Origin of the sequence: Streptosporangium sp. NPDC020145, assembly GCF_040631275.1 — a bacterium.
Lineage (GTDB): Bacteria > Actinomycetota > Actinomycetes > Streptosporangiales > Streptosporangiaceae > Streptosporangium.
On sequence record NZ_JBEXZT010000032.1, the window covers coordinates 52,545 to 71,832 of the forward strand.

General features: G+C 69.9%; 18 protein-coding genes. 11 read left to right on the forward strand and 7 right to left on the reverse strand.

Going from position 1 to position 19,288, the window contains the following annotated elements; all coding sequences use genetic code 11:
• Positions 1-294 precede the first annotated feature (294 nt).
• The 3 genes from ABZ463_RS36060 (at position 295) to ABZ463_RS36070 (ending at position 4,223) form a co-directional block, all read left to right on the forward strand.
• Positions 295-765: a hypothetical protein gene (locus ABZ463_RS36060; protein ID WP_362783508.1), complete on the forward strand. Its 471-nt coding sequence runs from the start codon at positions 295-297 to the stop codon at positions 763-765.
• On the forward strand, positions 762-1,577 hold the full coding sequence (locus ABZ463_RS36065) for a DUF6544 family protein (RefSeq protein ID WP_362783511.1): 816 nt from the start codon (positions 762-764) through the stop codon (positions 1,575-1,577). Before ABZ463_RS36060 ends, ABZ463_RS36065 begins: the two co-directional genes overlap by 4 nt.
• A 180-nt stretch (positions 1,578-1,757) precedes the next feature.
• Positions 1,758-4,223: a cation-transporting P-type ATPase gene (locus ABZ463_RS36070; protein WP_352016290.1), complete on the forward strand. Its 2,466-nt coding sequence runs from the start codon at positions 1,758-1,760 to the stop codon at positions 4,221-4,223.
• A 279-nt stretch (positions 4,224-4,502) separates the two neighbouring features.
• On the opposite strand, the gene ABZ463_RS36075 is transcribed toward ABZ463_RS36070, so the two are convergent.
• Together ABZ463_RS36075 and ABZ463_RS36080 are read right to left on the reverse strand one after the other, a co-directional pair.
• Positions 4,503-5,198 (reverse strand): CBS domain-containing protein, encoded by a 696-nt coding sequence (locus tag ABZ463_RS36075; protein ID WP_362783513.1) that lies wholly within the window; start codon positions 5,196-5,198, stop codon positions 4,503-4,505.
• Entirely contained in the window at positions 5,189-5,629 is a 441-nt protein-coding gene (locus ABZ463_RS36080; protein WP_362783516.1) for an Hsp20/alpha crystallin family protein, read from the reverse strand. The genes ABZ463_RS36075 and ABZ463_RS36080 overlap by 10 nt, the downstream gene beginning before the upstream one ends.
• Before the next feature lie 271 nt (positions 5,630-5,900).
• Between ABZ463_RS36080 and ABZ463_RS36085 the strand changes: the two genes are divergently transcribed.
• Together ABZ463_RS36085 and ABZ463_RS36090 are read left to right on the forward strand one after the other, a co-directional pair.
• The gene (locus ABZ463_RS36085; RefSeq protein ID WP_352016287.1) at positions 5,901-6,455 is read left to right on the forward strand and encodes a hypothetical protein; all 555 of its coding nucleotides are present in this window, start codon (positions 5,901-5,903) and stop codon (positions 6,453-6,455) included.
• Between the two features lie 87 nt (positions 6,456-6,542).
• Entirely contained in the window at positions 6,543-8,243 is a 1,701-nt protein-coding gene (locus ABZ463_RS36090; RefSeq protein ID WP_362783519.1) for a GAF domain-containing protein, read from the forward strand.
• A gap of 141 nt (positions 8,244-8,384) precedes the next feature.
• Here the strand turns inward: ABZ463_RS36090 and ABZ463_RS36095 are convergent, their stop codons facing one another.
• The 4 genes from ABZ463_RS36095 to mgtA form a co-directional block, all read right to left on the reverse strand.
• Complete coding sequence (locus ABZ463_RS36095; protein WP_352016285.1) at positions 8,385-8,645, reverse strand: DUF4342 domain-containing protein; 261 nt, start codon at positions 8,643-8,645, stop codon at positions 8,385-8,387.
• A 131-nt stretch (positions 8,646-8,776) separates the two neighbouring features.
• The gene (locus ABZ463_RS36100; protein WP_352016284.1) at positions 8,777-9,466 is read right to left on the reverse strand and encodes a CBS domain-containing protein; all 690 of its coding nucleotides are present in this window, start codon (positions 9,464-9,466) and stop codon (positions 8,777-8,779) included.
• Positions 9,467-9,749: 283 nt separating this feature from the next.
• On the reverse strand, positions 9,750-10,766 hold the full coding sequence (locus tag ABZ463_RS36105) for a zinc-dependent alcohol dehydrogenase (protein ID WP_362783522.1): 1,017 nt from the start codon (positions 10,764-10,766) through the stop codon (positions 9,750-9,752).
• 398 nt (positions 10,767-11,164) lie between these two features.
• Entirely contained in the window at positions 11,165-13,591 is a 2,427-nt protein-coding gene (gene mgtA, locus ABZ463_RS36110) for a magnesium-translocating P-type ATPase (protein ID WP_362783525.1), read from the reverse strand.
• A 273-nt stretch (positions 13,592-13,864) separates the two neighbouring features.
• On the opposite strand from mgtA, the gene ABZ463_RS36115 reads away from it, so the two are divergent.
• Entirely contained in the window at positions 13,865-14,170 is a 306-nt protein-coding gene (locus tag ABZ463_RS36115) for a hypothetical protein (RefSeq protein WP_362783528.1), read from the forward strand.
• 129 nt (positions 14,171-14,299) lie between these two features.
• On the forward strand, positions 14,300-14,608 hold the full coding sequence (locus tag ABZ463_RS36120) for a hypothetical protein (RefSeq protein WP_362783530.1): 309 nt from the start codon (positions 14,300-14,302) through the stop codon (positions 14,606-14,608).
• A 129-nt stretch (positions 14,609-14,737) separates the two neighbouring features.
• On the opposite strand, the gene ABZ463_RS36125 is transcribed toward ABZ463_RS36120, so the two are convergent.
• Positions 14,738-15,235: a MarR family transcriptional regulator gene (locus ABZ463_RS36125; protein WP_352016278.1), complete on the reverse strand. Its 498-nt coding sequence runs from the start codon at positions 15,233-15,235 to the stop codon at positions 14,738-14,740.
• 48 nt (positions 15,236-15,283) lie between these two features.
• Here ABZ463_RS36125 and ABZ463_RS36130 point away from each other — a divergent pair, with 48 nt between their 5' ends.
• The 4 genes from ABZ463_RS36130 to ABZ463_RS36145 all read left to right on the forward strand — a co-directional run.
• Positions 15,284-16,201: an SDR family NAD(P)-dependent oxidoreductase gene (locus ABZ463_RS36130; RefSeq protein WP_362783534.1), complete on the forward strand. Its 918-nt coding sequence runs from the start codon at positions 15,284-15,286 to the stop codon at positions 16,199-16,201.
• A 211-nt stretch (positions 16,202-16,412) separates the two neighbouring features.
• Positions 16,413-17,642: a cation:proton antiporter gene (locus ABZ463_RS36135; protein WP_352016276.1), complete on the forward strand. Its 1,230-nt coding sequence runs from the start codon at positions 16,413-16,415 to the stop codon at positions 17,640-17,642.
• Between the two features lie 14 nt (positions 17,643-17,656).
• Positions 17,657-18,997: a potassium transporter TrkG gene (locus ABZ463_RS36140; RefSeq protein WP_362783544.1), complete on the forward strand. Its 1,341-nt coding sequence runs from the start codon at positions 17,657-17,659 to the stop codon at positions 18,995-18,997.
• A partial coding sequence (locus tag ABZ463_RS36145) for an NAD-binding protein (protein ID WP_362783538.1) occupies positions 18,990-19,288 on the forward strand: 299 nt, incomplete at its 3' end. The genes ABZ463_RS36140 and ABZ463_RS36145, both read left to right, overlap by 8 nt.

Here is a 19,288-nt window from a genome sequence, read left to right on the forward strand (position 1 = left end):
AGAGCGGGTCGATTCCGCCTGGCCGGCCAACCGCTCACGGGTCAGGCCCAGGTCCTCACGCCTTCTGCTCATCCGGCGACCCAGGTCGCCCGGGGTCGTCACGTGTTCGACCATCGAGATCCTCCCGGTGAGAGGGGAGTGGTTTCCGCTCCTGCGGTCCGCTTGCCGTCTCCTCTATCCCACCGGCGGAAGGGGGAACGGCGGGAGCCGGAAGTCCCAGACGGTCAGGCCCTTCGGCCGCTGCGCGAAACGCCACCGCACGATCAGATGGAAGCGAGAACCAAGGAGGAGGACATGCCAGCACATTTAGTGGCAGGTGCGGACGACTCATCTCCTCGCAGGCCGCGGTCGCGTGGGCTGCCGACGACGCGGCGCGGCGTGCGCACGTGGCTGCGTATCGGAGGAGGAGCCGTCCTGTTCGTCCACGGTGTCATCCACATCGCCGGGTTCCTGCTGCTGTGGAGGATCACCGAGGTGGGCGAGCTTACCTACGGGCGGATGGTGCCGGATCCCGGAACGGCCGGAGGCCGGCTGGTGGGGGTGGTGTGGCTCGGCGCGGCCGCGCTGTTCTGCTGCGCCGCCGTACTGCTGGCGGTGGGGCGTCCTGCCTGGGCGCCTACCGTGCTCGCGGCCACGGCCCTGTCGCTGCCGATCCTGCTGGCCGATCTCTCCCAGACCGGCGCGGGCGTCGTCGTGGACGTGGTCGTCCTTACGGGAACACTGTTGGCCTTCCTGCTTGTGAGGCGTGACGGGGAGACGGCATGAACAGAACACAGCGGTCACACCTCGAAGCGGCACTCCTGACACGGCTGCCCGCCCCTGCGGCTTTCACCGCGGCCGAGGTCGCGGAACTACCCGCGCCGGTACGCAGGCACCTCGTGGGTGCCATCGCGCCGGGCACGCCTCTGGCGATGGCCGTCCGCCTGCGCATGCGGGGCAGCATCAAGATCGGAAGGTGGCTGCCGTTCCGGGCCCGTCAGGTACTCGCCCCGCACCGGGGTTTCGTGTGGACGGCGCGCGTCGCCGCCCTCATCACCGGCTCGGACCACTACGCCGCAGGACACGGCGGCATGGACTGGAAGGTGGCCGGTCTGGTTCCCCTGGTCCACGCCGAGGGAGGCGATGTGTCCCGTTCGGCCGCGCAGCGGGCGGGAGCGGAGGCGTGCTGGGTGCCGACGGCGCTGCTGCCCCGTTTCGGGGCGACATGGTGGGCCGACGACGACACGCACATCGGCGTCAGCCACTCCGTCGACGGTGAGACGGTCCGGACCTGCTACGAACTCACCGCCGACGGCCGGATCCGGTCGTTCGTCTTCGACCGGTGGGGAGACCCGGACAACACCGGATCCTGGGGATGGCACCCCTTCGGAGGCGAGATCACGGCCTGGGCCACCTTCGGCGGTGTCACCGTCCCCAGTGCGGGAAGAGTGGGATGGTTCTTCGGCACCGGCCGCTGGGCCGAAGGGGAGTTCTTCCGGTACCGGATCACCGATCTCGCTCCGATCACGCCGGAGCGTCGTGGAACAGCCGACCGGGTTGACAGGCCGCCTGAGCGGGCCGAGAAGGACCGGTCCTGAACCGGGAGCGTGGACCGCGTTCGTGGGGCGGTCCGCACAGGGTTCCGGCGACGCCTGGGAGAGCACCAGCAGGGAAACCGGGCCCGTCCGGCAACGCACGGTGCTCAGGGGCCGAAGGTCCCGATCGTCGGTGTCCTTCGCCTCACGCTCCGGACGAAGCCATGATGATCTGCTGGACGCATGCACACCGACGCAGGCGTCACGCCTGGACTCGACGAGGCCGAGGTCGCCCAGTCGCTGAACAAGCACGGACCCAACGAACTGCCCCAACCCGATCCCCCCACGCTCCTCGCCCGCGCGGGACGCCAGCTGGCCGACCCGCCGTCGATCCTGCTGCTGATCGCCGGGTTGGTGACGCTGCTCGTCCTGGCCGAGATCCCCGAAGGGGTGGCGATCCTGGCGATCCTGCTGGTCAACGTGGTCATCGGGGTCAGCCAGGAGACCAAGGCCGACCGGGCGGTCCGCGCCCTGCGCTCGCTTACCACGCCGCTGGCCAAGGTACGGCGCGGCGGCGTCACCCGGCGCGTCCCCGCCACCGAGATCGTGCCCGGCGATGTGATCGAGGTCGCGGCCGGTGACCGGGTGGCCGCCGACGCCTGCCTGATCGAGGCCACCTCCCTGGCCGTCGACGAGGCCGTACTGACGGGGGAGTCGCAGTCGGCGGCCAAACGGGCCGGCGGCGCGACCGGTTCCGGTGTCCCGCTCGGTGACCGCGACGGTGAGTTGTTCTCCGGCACCCTCGTCGTACGCGGTTCGGGGACGGCGGTGGTGGAACGGACCGGCGCCGCGACCGAGACCGGCCGCATCGCCGACGCGTTGCGGGGACGGAGCCCCAAGGGGCCGCTGGAGATCGATCTGGCGCAGGCCTCCCGGAGGATGGGCCTGCTGGCCCTGGCCGCAGGCGCGGCCATGGTGGTGATGGGCCTGACCAGGGTCGGCAGGGGAGAGGCGGCGCTGCCGGACATCGTGCTGGCCGGGGTCGCGCTGGCCATCGCCGCGGTTCCCGAGAGCCTGGCCGCCGCGGTCACCACCGCCCTGGCCCTCGGCTCCCAGCGGATGGCGAAACTGGGGGTGATCGTCCGCAGGCTCTCGGCGATCGAAGCTCTGGGAGCCACCACCGTCATCGCCTCCGACAAGACCGGAACGCTCACCACGGGCAGGCTCGCGGTCGTCGACCAGGTGACGGTCCCCGGCGCGGACCTGTGGCGGGCCGCGTTGCGTTGCAACGACGCCCGCGACGGGCTCGGCGACGCCGTCGACATCGCGCTTCAGGCGGCCGCCAGGGAAAACGGGGCACGGCTCGCCAACGGGGACGTCCGTCTGGCCACCCGGCCGTTCGACGCGGATACCCGGTCCATGGCCGTGGTGACCACCGGCCCGTTGCTGACCGTGAAGGGCGCACCGGAGGTCGTGCTGGCTCGCTGCACCGACGATGAACGGGTCAGGCACCTGGCCGGTGAGGTGGAGACCCTCGCCCGCCGGGGACTGCGTGTGCTGGCCTTCGCCGAGGCGGACACCATGGATCTTGACGTGGATGGGTTACGTCCGCTGGGCCTGGTGGGGCTGCGTGATGAGGTCAGGCCCTCGGCCCGTCAGGCGGTGGCCGACTGCCGGGCGGCCGGAATCCGGGTGGTGATGGTGACCGGAGACCATGGCGACACCGCCCGCACCGTGGCCGAGGAGGTCGGCATCGTCCCCGATCCTGTGGTCACCGGCGCCTGCCTCGACGGCGACGGCACCGGCAGGGCCGCACGGCTGCGCCGGGCGGGCGTGCTGGCCCGGGTGGATCCGGCCACCAAGCTGGAACTGGTCCGTGTGCTGCGTGAGGGCGGTGAGGTCGTCACCATGACGGGTGACGGAGTCAACGACGCCCCCGCCCTGCGCCACGCGGACGTGGGGGTGGCGATGGCCGGCGACGAGGGCACCGACGTCGCCCGGGAGGCCGCCGCTGTGGTCGTCACCAACGGTGAACTCGGCACCGTCGTCACCGGAGTGCGCGAGGGACGGCGTCTGCGCCACAACGTCTCCTCCATGATCGGCTACCTGCTGACCGGTAACCTGGCCGAGATCCTCTTGGTCCTCACCGGTCTGGTTCTCTGGCCGGATCTGATCATCCCGCTGCTTCCCGTGCACCTGCTCTGGATCAACCTGGTGCTCGACGGCATCCCCGCCATCGCTCTCGGCGTCGACAAGCCGTCGGGCGATCCACTGGCCTTGCGGCCTCCTCGTGGTGGTCTGCTGTCGAGGGCCGTGCTCGGCCGCGTCGCGGTGCGATCGCTGGTCGTGGGCCTGCTCGTGATCGCCGGGGTCGAGGCCGCGCGCCGGATGGGCTGGAGCGACGAACAGGTCCGCACCCAGGCGGTCCTGACCCTGGTCTTCGCCCGGCTCACCCTCGCCTACGTCGTACGGGCCCACCGGTGGACCTTCGAACGCGGCTGGTGGCACGGGCGCGCGCTGCTGATCGCGGTTGTCTCCACCGGCCTGCTCCAGACGCTGGTCACCCTCGTCCCGCCGCTCGGTGCGGCACTGGCGCTGGTGCCGCCGCCCTCCGCCGGATGGGCGATGGCCCTGACGGCGGCGCTGCTCACCCCGCTGCTCTGTGATCTCGCCCGGACGCTCGACGGGAAGAGACGCGGCGACCTTTGACGGGTGAATCCGGCACCACGTCCCTCACCGAAAGGCGCTCGACGTTGCCCAGCTTGGCGACGAAGCGCACCGGTTCCTCGACGGCGGCCGGATCCTCGGTGAGGCCGGGTACGAGGACGAAGCGCACCCGGTGGGGCGACCGAGCTCGGCCAGACGGCGGGCAATCGCAGGGCAGGCTCCAGCATCTGGTGAAGGTCTTCCGTACGCGTGGGTCCAGTGTGTGACCGTAGGCGGCAAGGCCGACCTCGACCAGCGTCCTTGCCGCCACGGGAGGTGGGGTCATCGATCCTGCGGAGCCGGGGCGTCGTCCTCGTCCCACTTCAGCTCGTCGATCACGTCGAGTACACCGTTCGTCATGGTCGCCATGTGTGCCGTGATCCGCGCGTCGCTGCGTCGTTTCACCCGTCCGGTCAGCCTCACGATCCCTCGATCCACCGACAGCGAGATCGTGGAGGCGTCCTGGCGTGGGTAGCGGCCCAGGACGTCTTCCTGGATCTCCCGGGCGATGTCGGCGTCCGGCCGGATGAGGATCTTTAGCAGGTCACGACGGCTGACGATGCCGACGAGCCTGCCCCGCCGATCGACGACCGGCAGACGTTTGATCCCGTTGGCGTCCATCAGCCTCATGGCGTAGGCGGTGGCCTGCTGTGGTTCGACCGTGACGGCGGGAGAGGTCATCACATCGGCGGCGGTGTTCTCGTGTGTCCTTTCACCGTTCTCCCCGAGACCGACCGGATGAGATGGCCGGGTTCGCGACGCCGGCCTGCGTTCCTCGTGGTGGTAGCGGTCCTTGAGCTCCTGCTTCAGCAGCAGGTCGGCCTCGGAGACGACGCCGATGACGTGGCCGTCGGCGTCCAGTACGGGAACCGCGCTGACGCCGTGGGCGACGAGCGCCTCGGCGACGTCCTTGCACGAGGTGTCACCGCTGACCGACACCACCGTGCGGGTCATCACGTCGCCGACGTTCACGCGCATCGCTTCCTCCTGGGGGTGGGGTTCTCGACGGGGGTTCGCATACCGGGTCGCTCGACACGGGTGAGCCTCACGCTGACGGTGAGGATCCCCTTGGCGTACGTCGCCTTGACGTCCTTGGCGTCGGCTGCGGGGGGCAGCGCGATGGAACGGGAGAACGTGCCGTAGCGGAACTCGGTGCGGTGGCCGTCCCGGCCCTTGCGGCGGCGTTCGGCGCGGACGGTGAGCACACCGCCGGTGAGAGTGATCTTCAGGTCCTTGCCCGGATCGATGCCCGGCAGCTCGGCGCGCAGTACGTAGCGGTCGTCCTCGACGTAGTCCTCAAGCCGGATCGACTGTCCTGCCGTGGGCCACGGCTCCGCCAACGGTGAGCCCGGCCGGCCGAAGATCTCAGGGAAGAGTCCCGTGGAACCCCCGCGCACCAGCGTGTTCATCTTCTTCACCTTCCGTGGGTGCCTTCACCTGAATCCCATCCCCGGGCGGCGCGGGGAAGTAGGGGCCGAAGTCCTCTCCGGAAGGACTTTCGGCAGAGGCCACCACCGGTTCCGGACGCGGCCCGGAACGGCCCGGACACGGCCACCGGCCGGTTCGCTGGTGGGGTGAGGTGAGGCCGAAGGTCCCTGCGGTTCAAGCCGTACGGCACTGCACACCGGACGTCGCAGCCGATGTGATGGGAAGCGACAAACCCCCCTGAAAGGAACGGTCATGGCCATCACCGCAGGACGCCGCGTTTCCCCTCTCGCTCCGCACAGCGCCGCCTCGTCCTCGGACGGCACGCACCGGGCCCGCTACGCCTGGGCCGCCGCCCGTATCGCGCTGGGGTGGGTCTTCCTGTGGGCGTTCCTGGACAAGACCTTCGGCTGGGGCTTCGCCACCCCGGCCGCCAAGGCCTGGGTCGCCGGTGGCAGCCCCACCACCGGCTTCCTCAAGGGCACCGGCGAGAACGCCCTGGGCGGCCTGTTCTCCGCCCTGGCCGGACAGGCCTGGGTCGACTGGCTGTTCATGCTCGGCCTGCTCGGCGTCGGCACCGCCCTGCTCCTGGGTGCCGGCATCCGCATCGCCGCCGCCGCCGGCACCCTGATGCTGCTGATGATGTGGGCCGCCGAACTGCCCCTGACCACCAACCCGTTCATGGACGACCACCTGATCTACTCGATCATCCTGATCGGGCTGGCTTTGGCGGGCGCGGGCGACACCTGGGGCGTCGGCGCCTGGTGGAGCCGCACCCCGCTGGTCCGCGCCTACCCGGTGCTCAGGTAGATGCCTGCTCGCAGCCCCAACCCGCATCCCCGGCGCCCGCCCTCTTGAGGGTGGGCGCTGTCATGTTTTGATGCCAGACTTCGGAACATGTCGATCGGTGAGTCTCGTTCGGTGTTCCCGCACATGCGGCTGGACGAACTGTTGTCGGAGCTTCAGGTGCGGCTGGAGGCGGTGCTGGCCACGCGTGACCGCGTGCACGCGCTGCTGGACGCCGTCGTCTCGGTCGGCAGCGACTTGGACCTGGAGACCGTGCTGCGTCGGATCGTGGAGACCGCGACCACCCTGGTGGACGCCAGCTACGGAGCCCTGGGTGTAGTCGGAATGGAGAACACCCTGGTGCAGTTCGTCCCGGTCGGGCTGAGCGAGGAGGAGATCGCCCAGATCGAGCATTGGCCGCACGGCCTGGGCCTGCTCGGCCTGCTCATCAAGGAACCGCAGTCGTTGCGGATGGCCCGCATCTCCGACCATCCGGAGTCCTACGGGTTCCCGCCCGGCCATCCTCCGATGGGGTCCTTCCTCGGGGTTCCGATCCGGGTCCGCGATGAGGTGTTCGGCAACCTCTACCTCACCGAGAAACGCGGTGGTGCCGAGTTCGACGAGGAGGACGAGGCGATCGTCATCGCGCTCGCCACGGCCGCAGGCGTGGCGATCGAGAACGCACGCCTGTACGAGCAGACCCGCCGCAGGGAGACCTGGCTGGCGGCTTCCTCCGAGGTCACCACGAGCCTGCTGTCCGGCGCCGACCCACAGGAGGTCCTCACCCTGGTGGCGCAACGGGCCAGACAGATGATCGACGCCGACATCGTGGCGATTCTCCTGCCCGACGAGGCGAAGGAGAACCTCGATCTGGTGGTCGTGGACGGAGGGGACGCCGGACGCCTCGCCCGTTCCCGGGTTCCCGTCGCCGGTTCGCTGGCAGGCCGAGCCTTCGTGAACGGCGACCCCTTCGCCATCAGCGATCCGGCGGGGACGGACGTCGCGACGATCTTCGAGGGGGTTGTGCCGATCGGATCTGCCGGTGCCGTGCCACTCGGTGCGGGCGCGGCGGTACGAGGCGTGCTGTCATTGGTCAGGCGTGTGGGCCGGATGCCGTTCGGCCAGGCGGAGCTGCGCCTGCTGCACGCCTTCGCGGGGCAGGCGGCGATCGCCCTGGAGTTGGCCGAGGCTCGGCAGGACGCCGAACGCCTGGGCCTGCTGGAGGATCGGGACCGAATCGCCAAGGATCTGCACGATGTGATCATTCAGCGGTTGTTCGCGGTCGCGATGACCTTGATGAGTACGGTGCGGCTGGTGGAGCGGCCCGAGGCGTCCGGCCGCCTGCAGGGCGCGATCGACGAGCTGGACGAGACCATCCGGCAGATCCGCTCCACTATCTTCGCGTTGCAGACGCCACGCCAGGCCGACGTTCCCAGTTTGCGTGCGCGCGTCGTCACCCTGGTGGAAGGGGCGCGTGATCGCCTCGGCTTCATGCCCGCCCTGCGGATGGAGGGCCACCTGGACAGTGAGGTGCCCGAACCGGTGGCCGAGCATCTGCTGGCGGTCCTGCGGGAGGCGCTTTCCAACCTGGTCAGGCACGCCGAAGCGACCAGGGCCGAGGTGTCGGCGCAGGTCGCCGACGGTCACATCACCCTGGCGGTGACCGACAACGGGGCCGGGCTGCCCTCCGGCGGCCGCCGCAGCGGCCTGCGCAACCTTGAGGAGCGGGCCGCGCAACTCGGAGGCTCCTTCACCGCCGAATCTCTCCCCGAGGGCGGAACCCGGCTGCTGTGGAGTGTGCCGCTGGGCTAACGGCGGATACGCCATCCGAAGCGCGTGGCCCCGCAGGTCATCGACGACGCCGAACCCGAGCCGAGCACCACCACCGTACGGCGCGGCGCCGAGCTGATGCGCTCCCTCAGCAGGGGGTGCGCGTGGCCGAGCAGCGGCGCGCTAGGCGATTTCGTCGCCTGGCTCGTCGCGTTCGACGTCGATGGACCACTCCGCGGCCAGTGCGGCCAGCGCGCCCACCGCGGTCACCGCGGGAGCGGCGATGAACGCCACCACCCCGACGGTGACCGGTATCTCCAGCACGGTGTGCCCGTGAGCGTTCTTCACGATGATCCGGCAGACGTTGCCCTCGTGGATGAACTCCTTGATCTTCTCGGCGAGCTCCGCTCCGCGGACCCGTACTTCTTCCTTCGTGACGGTCATCTCATGATCTCCTTGTCTTCCGGGGTTGCCTGCCTGGCACCAGCATGTCCGCTACGGCGCCTTGGCGACGGAGACCAAGGTCCCGCGGCCGCCGCCGATGGTCCCGCCGACCGGGACCGCTACCGGTCCGTTCACGCGGGGGAGCCGTCCTCGTCCCATCGGATCTCGTCGACGACATCGACCACACCGTTGACCCGCAGCGCCATGTGCGCGGTGAGTTGTGCCTCACTGCGCTGTTCCATCCGGCCGGTCAGAGTCACCACGCCCCGGTGCACCAAGACCTTCACCTGGGAGGTGTCGGTCCACACAGAGCGGTCCAGAATGTCTCTCCGGATCTCCTCGGTGATCGCCGCGTCCGAGCGGAGGAAGACCTTGAGCAGGTCCTGGCGGCTGACGATGCCCTGCAGGACCCCGTTCTCGTCGACGACCGGCAGACGTTTGACGCCGTGCTCGTCCATCAGGCGTATCGCGTACACGATCGCGGACTGGGGGCGGACGGTGACGGCGGGGGAGGTCATCAGTTCGGCGGCGGTGTCACCGTGCGCCTTGGCCCTGCCCCGGTCCTGCTCCTGGGCGAGCCGGTGGCGCAGCCGGGCGCGCAGCGGTGGCTGGTAGCCCTCGCGGTAGTACTGCTCCTTGAACTCCTCCTTATGCAGTAGGTCCGCCTCGGAGACGACACCGATGACGTGGTTTCCGGCGTCGACGACCGGGACCGCGCTGACACCGTGGGCGATGAGCACCTCGGCGACGTCCTTGAACGGGGTGGCGCCGTCGACGGACGTCACCTCGCGGGTCATGATCTCGCTGACCTTCACGCGCATCGTGTCCTCCTTGGGGAGTGGGGGTTCCTTGTCCATCTCACTGCGCTTCCGGTCACGCGGGCAGGGCCGGAAGTCCTGCGTCGCCGGGATGTCGCGTCACCCCGGCGGGTCCTTGGTCTCTGCGGCGCCCGGTCGCCGATCCGGACGACGAGATCAGAGTCCGTCGCCGGAAGGGACCACCATGGAGACCGGCTGTCAACGGTCCGCGACGCTCGCCCAACCGGATGATCCAGAGCAGGCAGACGATGTGGCGGGCGCCGGCCGCGCCGCAGGAGAGGGGAGGTCACAGCTCGAAGACCAGCCGGGCCGGGACGGTGCTGTCGAGGACCTCGGTGAAGGAGGAGTTGATCTCCTCCAGCTTGCGGGTCTCGTAGATCACCCTGGTTCGCCCGGCGGCGTGCAGCCGGAAGACCTCGGCCAGGTCACCGCGGGTACCGACGATGGAGCCGATCACACTGATGCCCCCCAGGACGGTCTCGAAGATCGGCAGCTTCATCGCGTTGTCCTTGGGCAGGGAGACCAGCACCAGGCGGCCGCCACGTCGCAGGCAGGCATGGGCCTGCTCCAGTACGCGTGGGCTGGCGGCGAGCACGATCGCCACGTCGGCCCCGCCGAGGGCCTTGATCTCGGCGACCGGGTCACCGGTGGCGGCGTTGACGGTGTGGGCGGCTCCCAGTTCCTCGGCGAGCCGAAGCTTGTCGGCGGTGATGTCGACGGCGATGGTCTCGGCGCCGAAGATCTGCGCGTACTGCTGGGCGAGATGGCCCAGGCCGCCGATGCCGAAGATCGCGGCGCGCTCGGCCGGGCGTAGGCCGGATACCTTGACGGCCTTGTAGGTCGTGACGCCCGCGCAGGTCAGCGGGGCGGCCTCGGCGGGGGAGAGGCCGTCGGGGACCGGGACGACGTAGTCGGCGTGGGCGACGGCGTACTCGGCGTGGCCGCCGTCGAAGGCGTAGCCGGTGTTCTTCTGGGACTCGCACAGGGTCTCACGGCCGCTGACGCAGTACTCGCAGGTGCCGCAGGCGTAACCCAGCCACGGGATGGCGACGCGCTCGCCGACGGCGCGGCCGGTCACCGCGGAGCCGATCTCCTCGATGACGCCGACGCCCTCGTGCCCGGGAGTGAAGGGCAGCGCCGGCTTGACCGGCCAGTCACCGTGGGCGGCGTGGATGTCGGTGTGGCACAGGCCGCTGGCCTCGATGCGGACCAGAACCTGGTGGGGGCCGGGTTCGGGGACGGGGATCTCCTGGATCTCCAGAGACTTACCGAAGGCGGTGACGACGGCGGCGCGCATTTTCATGGTTTCGGTCCTCCTGGATGACTGCCTCCAGACTGTTGCCCGAGGCGGTTCGGAGGCAGAGGCGAAGGTCCTGGCCGCAGTGGACATCGGGCCCGTGCCCGCGAACAAGGAGCCTGGACGGGGGTCCCGCAGACCACCGCGCTGGTCGTCGGGAACGTCGTGGGCACCGGCTGTCCGGTCTGACCGAGACCGGCGTTCCTGAGGTGCGCGCGAGCACATCCTCGACGGCGGCCTCGACGAGCGATGGTCCGTTCCGATGCCCGTTGGCGGAGCCGCAGCCGCCCGGCACCGGAAAGGCCGCCAGCGTGCCTGACCCGGCAGGCCGGATACACCAGCAGCAGGAACTGCCGGGGCGGGGAGATCCCAACCCGACGGCCGCTCGTGCTGCGGGCGTCCGGTCACACCGTCATGACGCGGTGGAACAGGCGCTTGGTCATCTCGTTGGCGGTGACGTACACGGCGGTGAGCGCGGCCAGTACGGCCAGCACGCTCCAGGGGAGCGGCACCAGGCCCAGCACCGCGGCGGCCGGAGTGTAGGGCAGGGCCACGGTGAGGGCCGCCACCAGGAGACTGGTCGACAACAGCGCGGGGGAGGGGCGGCTGCGGAAGAACGGGCGGGCGGTGCGCAGCACGAGCATGACGGCCAGTTCGGTGGCGGTGGACTCCACGAACCAGCCGGTGCGGAACAGGTCGGTGCCGGCGTTCAGACCCGCTCGCAGGATCAGGAACGTGGCGATGTCGAAAACGGAGCTCAGCAGGCCGAATATGATCATGAAGGTGCGGATCCGGGCGACGTCCCAGGAGTGAGGCCGCCGGAGCTGTTCCGGATCGACCGTGTCGGTGGCGATGGTGGTGCCCGGGATGTCGGACAGGAAGTTCAGCAGCAGGATCTGACGGGGCAGCAGCGGGAGGAAGGGCAGGAAGACAGCCGCCGCGGCCATGCTGAGCATGTTGCCGAAGTTGGCGCTGACGGTCACCCGGATGTATTTGAGGGTGTTGACCAGGGTGCGTCTGCCCAGCCGTATTCCGTCGGCGATGACCTTGAGGTCCTTGTCCAGCAGCACGATGGCGGCTGACTGCTTGGCCACGTCGACCGCCGTGTCCACCGAGATCCCGATGTCGGCGGTGTGCAGCGCCGGGGCGTCGTTGATGCCGTCACCCAGGAAGGCGACGGTGGCGCCCGAGGCGCGCAGCGCGGTCACCAGGCGCTGTTTGCGCCGGGGGTCCACCTCGGCGAAGACCTGGACGTTCGTCACGCGTTCGGCCAGTTGCCGGTCGGTGAGAGGGTCGATGTCGGCTGCGGTGAGCACGGGGCCGTCCAGCCCCACCTGGCGGGCGATCTGTCCGGCGGCCAGGCGGTTGTCGCCGGTGATCAACCGGACGGAGACGCCGAGCGCGGCCAGGTCGCCGATGGCCTCGGCGGCGCCGGGCTTGACCGGGTCGTGGAAGGCCAGCAGCCCGGCCAGAGTCATGTCGCGCTCGTCGTCGGCGGTGACCGCCGATCGCCCGGGCAGCTCGGCGGTGCACACCCCCAGAACCCGGAAGCCTGCGGCGCTGAGTTCGGCGAAACGCTGTTCCACCTGCCCGCGCACCGTCTCCAGCGCGACGACACGATCACCGACGCGGGCGGTGGCGCACACCTGGAGCACCGATTCCAGCGCGCCCTTGGTCACCAGGGTCGGCACTCCGGTGTGCTCGGCCAGCACCGACAGGCGCTTGCGCTGGAAGTCGTACGGCACCTCGTCCAGGCGCCCGCCCGCATCCAGCGGCGGCGCGCCTGCCATGATCGCCTGGTCCAGCGGGTTGACGAATCCGTGCTGCAGTCCGGCGTTGAGCCGGGCCAGTGCCAATACCCGCGCGCTGGGCGCCCCCTGGAGGTCGAGAGCGGCGTCCAGGCCGACCACACCCACGGTGAGGGTTCCGGTCTTGTCGGTGCACAAGACACTCATGGCGCCGAAGTCCTCGATCGCGTCCAGCCGTTTGACGATGACCTTCTCGGCGGCCATGCGCCGGGCGCCCGCTGAGAGGCTGACGGCGACGATCGCGGGCAGCAACTGCGGGGTGAGCCCCACCGCCAGGGCCAGCGAGAACAGCAGCGACTCCACGAACGGCCGGTGAAGCACCAGGTTGACGATGAAGATGGCGGTGACCAGCACGGTCATCGCCCGCACCAGCAACATGCCGAACGCGGTCATGCCGCGCTCGAACCCGGTGGCCACCTGACGGTCCGTCAGCCGCGCGCTGACCGCGGCCAGTTCGGTGTCCCGGCCGGTGCGCTCGACGTGTGCCAGGCCGCTGCCGCTGGCCACATGGGTTCCGGCGTACAGCGTCGCCCCGTCCGTCTTGTCCGCAGGGAAGGACTCGCCGGTCAGCGCCGCCTCGTTCACCAGCAGGCTGTGTGAATCACGTACGGTGCAGTCGGCCGGCACGATGTCCCCGGCACGCAGCACTACCAGGTCCCCGGCCACGATCTCCTCGGTGGGGACGGACTGCTCCCTGCCGTCCCTGATCACCTCGGTGTGGAGACGGATCTGATGCAGCAGCGCCTGGACCGCGTTGCCGGCTGAGCGTTCCTGCCAAAAGCCCAGCGCGCCGCTGGCCGCGACGATCACCATGATGATGAGCCCGTCGGCGAGGTCGCCCAGCACCATCGACAGCACCGTCGCCGCGATCAGGATCAGCACGATCGGGCTGGTGAACTGGGCCGCCAGCAGGCGCAGCCCTCGGTGCCCCTGTCCGGCCGCCACCCGGTTGGGGCCGTTGGCGGCCAAGAGCCGTTCGGCCTGCTCACTGCTCAGGCCCTCGGCCCCTATGGTCGATGTCACCTGGCGATTGTCTTACCGCAGGCAGTGGGGCTGTAGGGCCGAAATCCTCTCCCCGGCAGAGCAGTCGGGCATCGGATCGGTGAGGAACCAGGCCCTGTTCTGAGTTCTGTGTTCTGTATCGAACGTGTGATGAAGAGCTCACGGCCCCGCTTGAGACGGCGGGGTCGCAGAGCGGCACCATGTGACCGAAATATGAGAAAGCGTTAGCTCCTCGGCTCCGGCATTTGATGGTCATCTTGAGATGATCACCCCGCCTCACAGAGGAGCCCTTTGGTGAAAATCCACACGCTGCATGCCGTGGCAGCGCTCGCGCTCGCCTTCGGAGTCGGCGCTCTGCCCGGTGCCGCGTCGGCGGCTGCCGCCGACACCGCCACAACGTCCACCGCCGAAGCCCGTTCCTCTGCGTCCCTGCCACCGGACTGGTACCGCCAGGGCCCCTTCCCCTCCCAGGACGTCTGCTGGACGACCCGGCGGGAGGGCGCCGACCGTGGCGACCACACCTCGGCGAGCGGCTGCTACCACTACGACGGTGGCCAGGGCTGGCCGGCGGGCTGGTACTTCGACGTGTACCTCCCGTGATCCTCGGCGCAGCACAAACCGGTCCCGCTATCCGGACCGTGCGTCCGGAATATGGAAAGCCGTGAACTCCCCACCCTCATCGATCGGTGGTCCTCTGAAGGTGTCTTTCCACCCGGCCGAGGAGCCGCCATGAAGATCCGCCGATTACCTGCCGCGCTACTCGTGACGGCACTGGGCACAGCCGTTCTGGTCGGCGCCGGGTCCGCGTCCGTCGGCTACCAGGCCGGAGCCTCAGCCGAGAGCCGCGCCTTCTCCGCCTTCGCTCCGCTGCCGCCGAACTGGTACTGGTCCAGCCGCTACGAGACCTCGGAAGCTTGCTGGGCCGGGTACAGGGACGCCGCCGAGAACGGCGACTTCGCCGGGCTCGGAGGCTGCCGGTGGGACTCCGGCGACCGATACCGCCAGGCGGGCTATTACTTCCTCAGGTACATCCCCTGATCCCTGACGGGCGCGCCCCGGCCACCTGTGCTTTCGGCCCTTGGCCGCCCGCCCTCAAGCGAGCCCCTGCCCGAGAGCAGGGGTTTCCACCGTTCGGGCGCCTCCGATCACCCGGCTGGGGACGGCGGATCACCGCAGCGGGTCGGCCGCGGCGGAACCGTCGGGCGGGCGGGCGACACCGGCTCTTTCCGCCTCCCAGCGGTCGAGAAGCCTGGGGAACTCCCGTGCCATGAACGCGTACATGTCGCGCATGAGTTCCAGCCGGGCACGGGCCGCGGGATGGCCGCCCACCGCGCCGAGCCCTTGCTCGGCCAGTTCGGCGAAGGCGGTGAACTCGGTCATCTTCGCTCGGAACGCGCGCCCGAAGACGTCCTCGGTCAGCCGGTGGTGGTCCCGCCGTGCTCGCGGAGGGCGGTAGCGCTCGATGAGCCCGCCGTGCTCCAGCTGACGCAGGGCCACGCTCATGCTGCTCTTGGCGACGCCGAGTCGCCCGCACAGCCCCGGGGCGTCGAGGCCCTCACCGGTGTCGGCCAGCAGGCACCCGATCACGCGGCCGGACGTGCGGCTGAGTCCCAGCCGTTCGAAGTACAGCCCGGCACTCTCCACGAACTCCTCGACGGTCCCCATGCGATCATTCTATGCTGTTCGGAACGTTCCGAACAAAGAGGACTTTGTATGCCTCACCCTGAACCACTCACGATCGCCGTCACGGGAGCCAACGCCGGAATCGGCCTGCGAGCCGCACGCCGACTGGCCACGCAGGGACACCGTGTCCTGGCCCTGTGCCGCGACCCGCACCGCGGCCGGACCGCCCTGGAGACGATCAACGCCTCCGCGGCCCACCCCGCCACCCTCGTCGTGGCCGACCTCTCCGATCCGGTCTCCATCGGCGCGGCGGCCGACCGGATCTCCCGCGAGAACGACCGTCTCGACGTCCTGATCAACAACGCCGCGGTGTTCGACCAGACGATGCGCCGACCGGCCTTCACCACATCCGGCCACGAGCTGTTCTGGGCGACCAATCATCTGGGGCCCTTCCTGCTCACCGCGCTCCTGAGCCCGCTGCTGGCCGCCGCCCCCCGCCCCCGGGTGATCAACGTCGCGAGCAAGGGACTGGTCACCATGCCGCGTATCGCCATCCGCTTCGCCCACCTCGACGATCCCGCCTGGTACACCCCGACCAAGGCGTACTACCACGCCAAGCTCGCCCAGATCATGACCGGTTACACGCTGGCCCTGCGCACCCGCGGCGTCCTGGACGTCGCCTGCGTCCGAGTGCCCGCCGTACGGCTCGACGCCGACCGCATCGCGGCCCTGCCCTGGGCCCTGCGCGCGCTGTACGCGCCCAAGAACCGGTTCGCGGTCCCGGCGGAACGGCTGGGTGAGACCTACGCGACCCTGGCCACCCGCACCACCACCTGGCAGGAGCACGCCGACCCCGCGGCGCGGGGCAGAGCGGCGCTGCGCGGCGTCTACCTGGACGAGAACCTGCGGCCGGTCGACGCCCCCGCCTTCGCCTACGACGCCGACGCCCGCGAGCGGCTGTGGGAGGTGTCCGGCGACGCCACCGGCGACCCGTCCTGGGCCTGGTGAGGCCGCTTCACCTGATCGGCCTCCGGGAGCCCACCCGTCGCGACGCCGTACCCGTGGCTTGGAGGTTCATGGCTGCTGTTACGGTTGGGCACGGTGTGCCGGGAAGTCTGGTCGGCGAGGACGTATCCCTTTGGGCACAGGCGGAGGCACGGGCCATGCGGCAGCCGATGAACACCAGGTGTTTTGCCGGACTCCGATCGGCGGAACGCTGATGGACACACTCCTGATCTCGTTCGCGGGTCTGCTGCTGCTGGCGGTGCTGCTGTCCAGCCTGGCCCGCCGGACGATCCTGTCGACGGCGGCGTTGTTCCTGGTCGGCGGGTTCGTGCTGGGCGACGGCGTGCTCGGGGTGATCTCCCTGAGACCCGGCGACGAGCTCGTCGGCACGCTGGCCGAGCTGGCGCTGTTCACGGTGCTGTTCACCGACGGCATGCGGGTCGGCTGGAAGGACCTGAGCGGCGCCTGGAAGCTGCCGGGCCGGGCGCTGGGCTGGGGACTGCCGCTGACGCTGGTGGTCACCGCCGTGGGCGCGCACTACCTGATCGGCCTGGGCTGGACCGAGTCACTGCTGATCGGCGCGATCCTGGCCCCCACCGACCCGGTCTTCGCCGCCGCGCTGGTCGGCAACGACAAGGTGCCGCCCCGGTTGCGGCAACTGCTCAACGTCGAGTCCGGCGTCAACGACGGGCTGGCGTTGCCGTTCGTGATGTTGTTCCTGGCGGTCGCCGCCGGGTCGAAGGACCTGCACCTGGGAGAGCTGGGGCTGGAGCTCGGCGTCGGGGTGCTGATCGGGGTCGTCGTCCCGTGGCTGGCCATCAGGCTGGAGCAGACCCGGTGGTTCTCCGCCTCCACCGCGTACGAGCCCCTCAACGCCCTGGCCATCGGCCTGCTGGTGCTGGCGCTGGGCAAGGCGACGCACGGCAACCTGTTCCTGGCCGCGTTCTGCGCGGGCATCACCGTGGCCACCTTCGGCGAGCGGCAGCGTGAGTCGTTCGAGCACTTCGGTGAGTTGATCGCGGAGGTGTTCAAGCTGGCGGCGCTGCTGGTGTTCGGCGCGCTGATCAGCTGGCCGCTACTGGGCTCGGTCGGCTGGCGCGGCTGGCTGTTCGCGATCCTGGCGCTGGTACTGGCCAGGCCGGTGGCCATCTGGATCTCCTTCCTGGGGGCACGGCTGACGCTGCGGGAACAGGCCGCGGCGGCGTGGTTCGGACCCAAGGGGTTCGCCTCGGTGGTCTACGGCCTGATCGTGCTCGGCTCCGGGATCGTCGCGGCACAGGAGGTCTTCCAGCTGGTCGCGGTGACGATCGTGCTGTCGATCCTGCTGCATTCGTCCACCGACGTGGTGGTCGCGCGCTGGTTCGACGAGGAACGCGACGTTCCCGCCTGGTACGGCGCCGCCCGGCGGCTACGTGACCGGGTACGGGGGGAGTCCGCCTCGTGAGAGGGCGCGGGCGGGTGCCGGCGGTGCTGGATCGTCTCCGGCATCCGGCTCAGGTGGTCGTGACCGGTTTCGGGAGCGCGGTGCTGGTGGGTACCGCCCTGCTCGCGCTTCCGTTCGCCACCGCCTCCGGGGAGTCCGCCGGCTGGCTCACCGCGCTGTTCACCGCGACCTCCGCCGTGTGCGTCACCGGCCTGACGGTCGTCGACACTGTCTCGCACTGGTCGGTGTTCGGCGAGGTCGTCATCGCCGTGCTGATCCAGGTGGGCGGCCTGGGCATCATGACCCTGGCCACCCTGTTCACCGTTCTCGTCACCGGGCGGATCGGGCTGCGGGCCCGCCTGTTCGCCCAGGCCGAGACCAAGGCGCTCAACATGGCGGACGTACGGCGGGTGGTGCGCGACGTCGTGCTGTTCAGCCTCGCCTGTGAGTCGCTCGCCGCGATCGTCCTCACGGCGCGGTTCGCGACCGGATACGGCGAGTCGTTCGGCCGCGCGCTCTACCTCGGGATCTTCCACGCGGTCTCGGCGTTCAACAACGCCGGGTTCGCCCTGTGGCCGGACAACCTCACCCGGTTCGTGGTGGACCCGTGGGTGTGCCTGACGATCGCGGCGGCGGTGATCGTGGGCGGGCTCGGGTTTCCGGTGGTGTTCGAACTGCTGCGCTCGTGGCGTCGTCCCGACCGCTGGTCGCTGCTGACCCGCATCACCCTGACGGTCACCGCGGTTCTGCTGGCGGCGGGCACCGTGGCCCTCACCGTCACCGAGTGGTCCAACCCGGCGACACTGGGGCCGCTCAGCGGTCCCGCCAAGGTGCTGGCCGGGTTCTTCGCCGCGGTGATGCCGCGCACAGCGGGCTTCAACAGCCTGGACATCGCGCAGATGTATCCCTCCAGCTGGCTGGTCACCGACTCGCTGATGCTCGTCGGCGGCGGCAGCGCCGGGACCGCGGGCGGTATCAAGGTCACGACCTTCGGACTGCTGGCGTTCGTCGTCTGGGCCGAGATGCGAGGTGAGAGCCGGGTGAACATCGGTCATCGCCGTCTGCCCGAGTCAGCGCAGCGGCAGGCGGTCTCGCTCGTCGTGCTCGGCCTCTGCCTGATCGCCGTCTCGACCTACACGCTGCTCGTGCTGACCCCGCACAGCCTGGACCGGGTGCTGTTCGAGGTCATCTCGGCCTTCGGCACCGCCGGTCTGTCCACCGGAATCACGGCCGACGTCACACCCGCCGGTCATCTGCTGCTCGTGCTGCTGATGTTCACGGGCCGGCTCGGGCCTCTCACCCTCGGTTCCGCGCTCGCCCTGAAGGAACGTACCCGCCGCTACGAGCTCCCCGAGGAGCAGGTCATCGTTGGCTGACAGGAGAGACGACCCGGTGGTGGTGATCGGGCTGGGCAGGTTCGGCACCTCGCTCGCCCTTGAGCTCGTCCGCCAGGGCACGGAGGTGCTGGCGGACGACCACCGGCCCAAGGTCGTGCAGAGTCTCGCCGGGCGGATTCCGCACGTCGTCACCGCCGACTCCACCGATCCCCAGGCGCTGGACCAGCTCGGGGTCTCCGACTTCTACCGGGCGGTCGTGGCCATCGGCGGTGACATCGAGGCGAGCATCCTGACCGCGTCGATCCTGAGCGAGCTGGAGATCGACGACAT

What these genes read in the sequence shown, in the direction of transcription:
- ABZ463_RS36060 (WP_362783508.1), top strand. Translation starts at nt 295, where the DNA reads ATGCCAGCACATTTAGTGGCAGGTGCGGACGACTCATCTCCTCGCAGG.
- ABZ463_RS36065 (WP_362783511.1), top strand. Translation starts at nt 762, where the DNA reads ATGAACAGAACACAGCGGTCACACCTCGAAGCGGCACTCCTGACACGG.
- ABZ463_RS36070 (WP_352016290.1), top strand. Translation starts at nt 1,758, where the DNA reads ATGCACACCGACGCAGGCGTCACGCCTGGACTCGACGAGGCCGAGGTC.
- ABZ463_RS36075 (WP_362783513.1), bottom strand. Translation starts at nt 5,198, where the DNA reads ATGCGCGTGAACGTCGGCGACGTGATGACCCGCACGGTGGTGTCGGTC.
- ABZ463_RS36080 (WP_362783516.1), bottom strand. Translation starts at nt 5,629, where the DNA reads ATGAACACGCTGGTGCGCGGGGGTTCCACGGGACTCTTCCCTGAGATC.
- ABZ463_RS36085 (WP_352016287.1), top strand. Translation starts at nt 5,901, where the DNA reads ATGGCCATCACCGCAGGACGCCGCGTTTCCCCTCTCGCTCCGCACAGC.
- ABZ463_RS36090 (WP_362783519.1), top strand. Translation starts at nt 6,543, where the DNA reads ATGTCGATCGGTGAGTCTCGTTCGGTGTTCCCGCACATGCGGCTGGAC.
- ABZ463_RS36095 (WP_352016285.1), bottom strand. Translation starts at nt 8,645, where the DNA reads ATGACCGTCACGAAGGAAGAAGTACGGGTCCGCGGAGCGGAGCTCGCC.
- ABZ463_RS36100 (WP_352016284.1), bottom strand. Translation starts at nt 9,466, where the DNA reads ATGCGCGTGAAGGTCAGCGAGATCATGACCCGCGAGGTGACGTCCGTC.
- ABZ463_RS36105 (WP_362783522.1), bottom strand. Translation starts at nt 10,766, where the DNA reads ATGAAAATGCGCGCCGCCGTCGTCACCGCCTTCGGTAAGTCTCTGGAG.
- ABZ463_RS36120 (WP_362783530.1), top strand. Translation starts at nt 14,300, where the DNA reads ATGAAGATCCGCCGATTACCTGCCGCGCTACTCGTGACGGCACTGGGC.
- ABZ463_RS36125 (WP_352016278.1), bottom strand. Translation starts at nt 15,235, where the DNA reads ATGGGGACCGTCGAGGAGTTCGTGGAGAGTGCCGGGCTGTACTTCGAA.
- ABZ463_RS36130 (WP_362783534.1), top strand. Translation starts at nt 15,284, where the DNA reads ATGCCTCACCCTGAACCACTCACGATCGCCGTCACGGGAGCCAACGCC.
- ABZ463_RS36135 (WP_352016276.1), top strand. Translation starts at nt 16,413, where the DNA reads ATGGACACACTCCTGATCTCGTTCGCGGGTCTGCTGCTGCTGGCGGTG.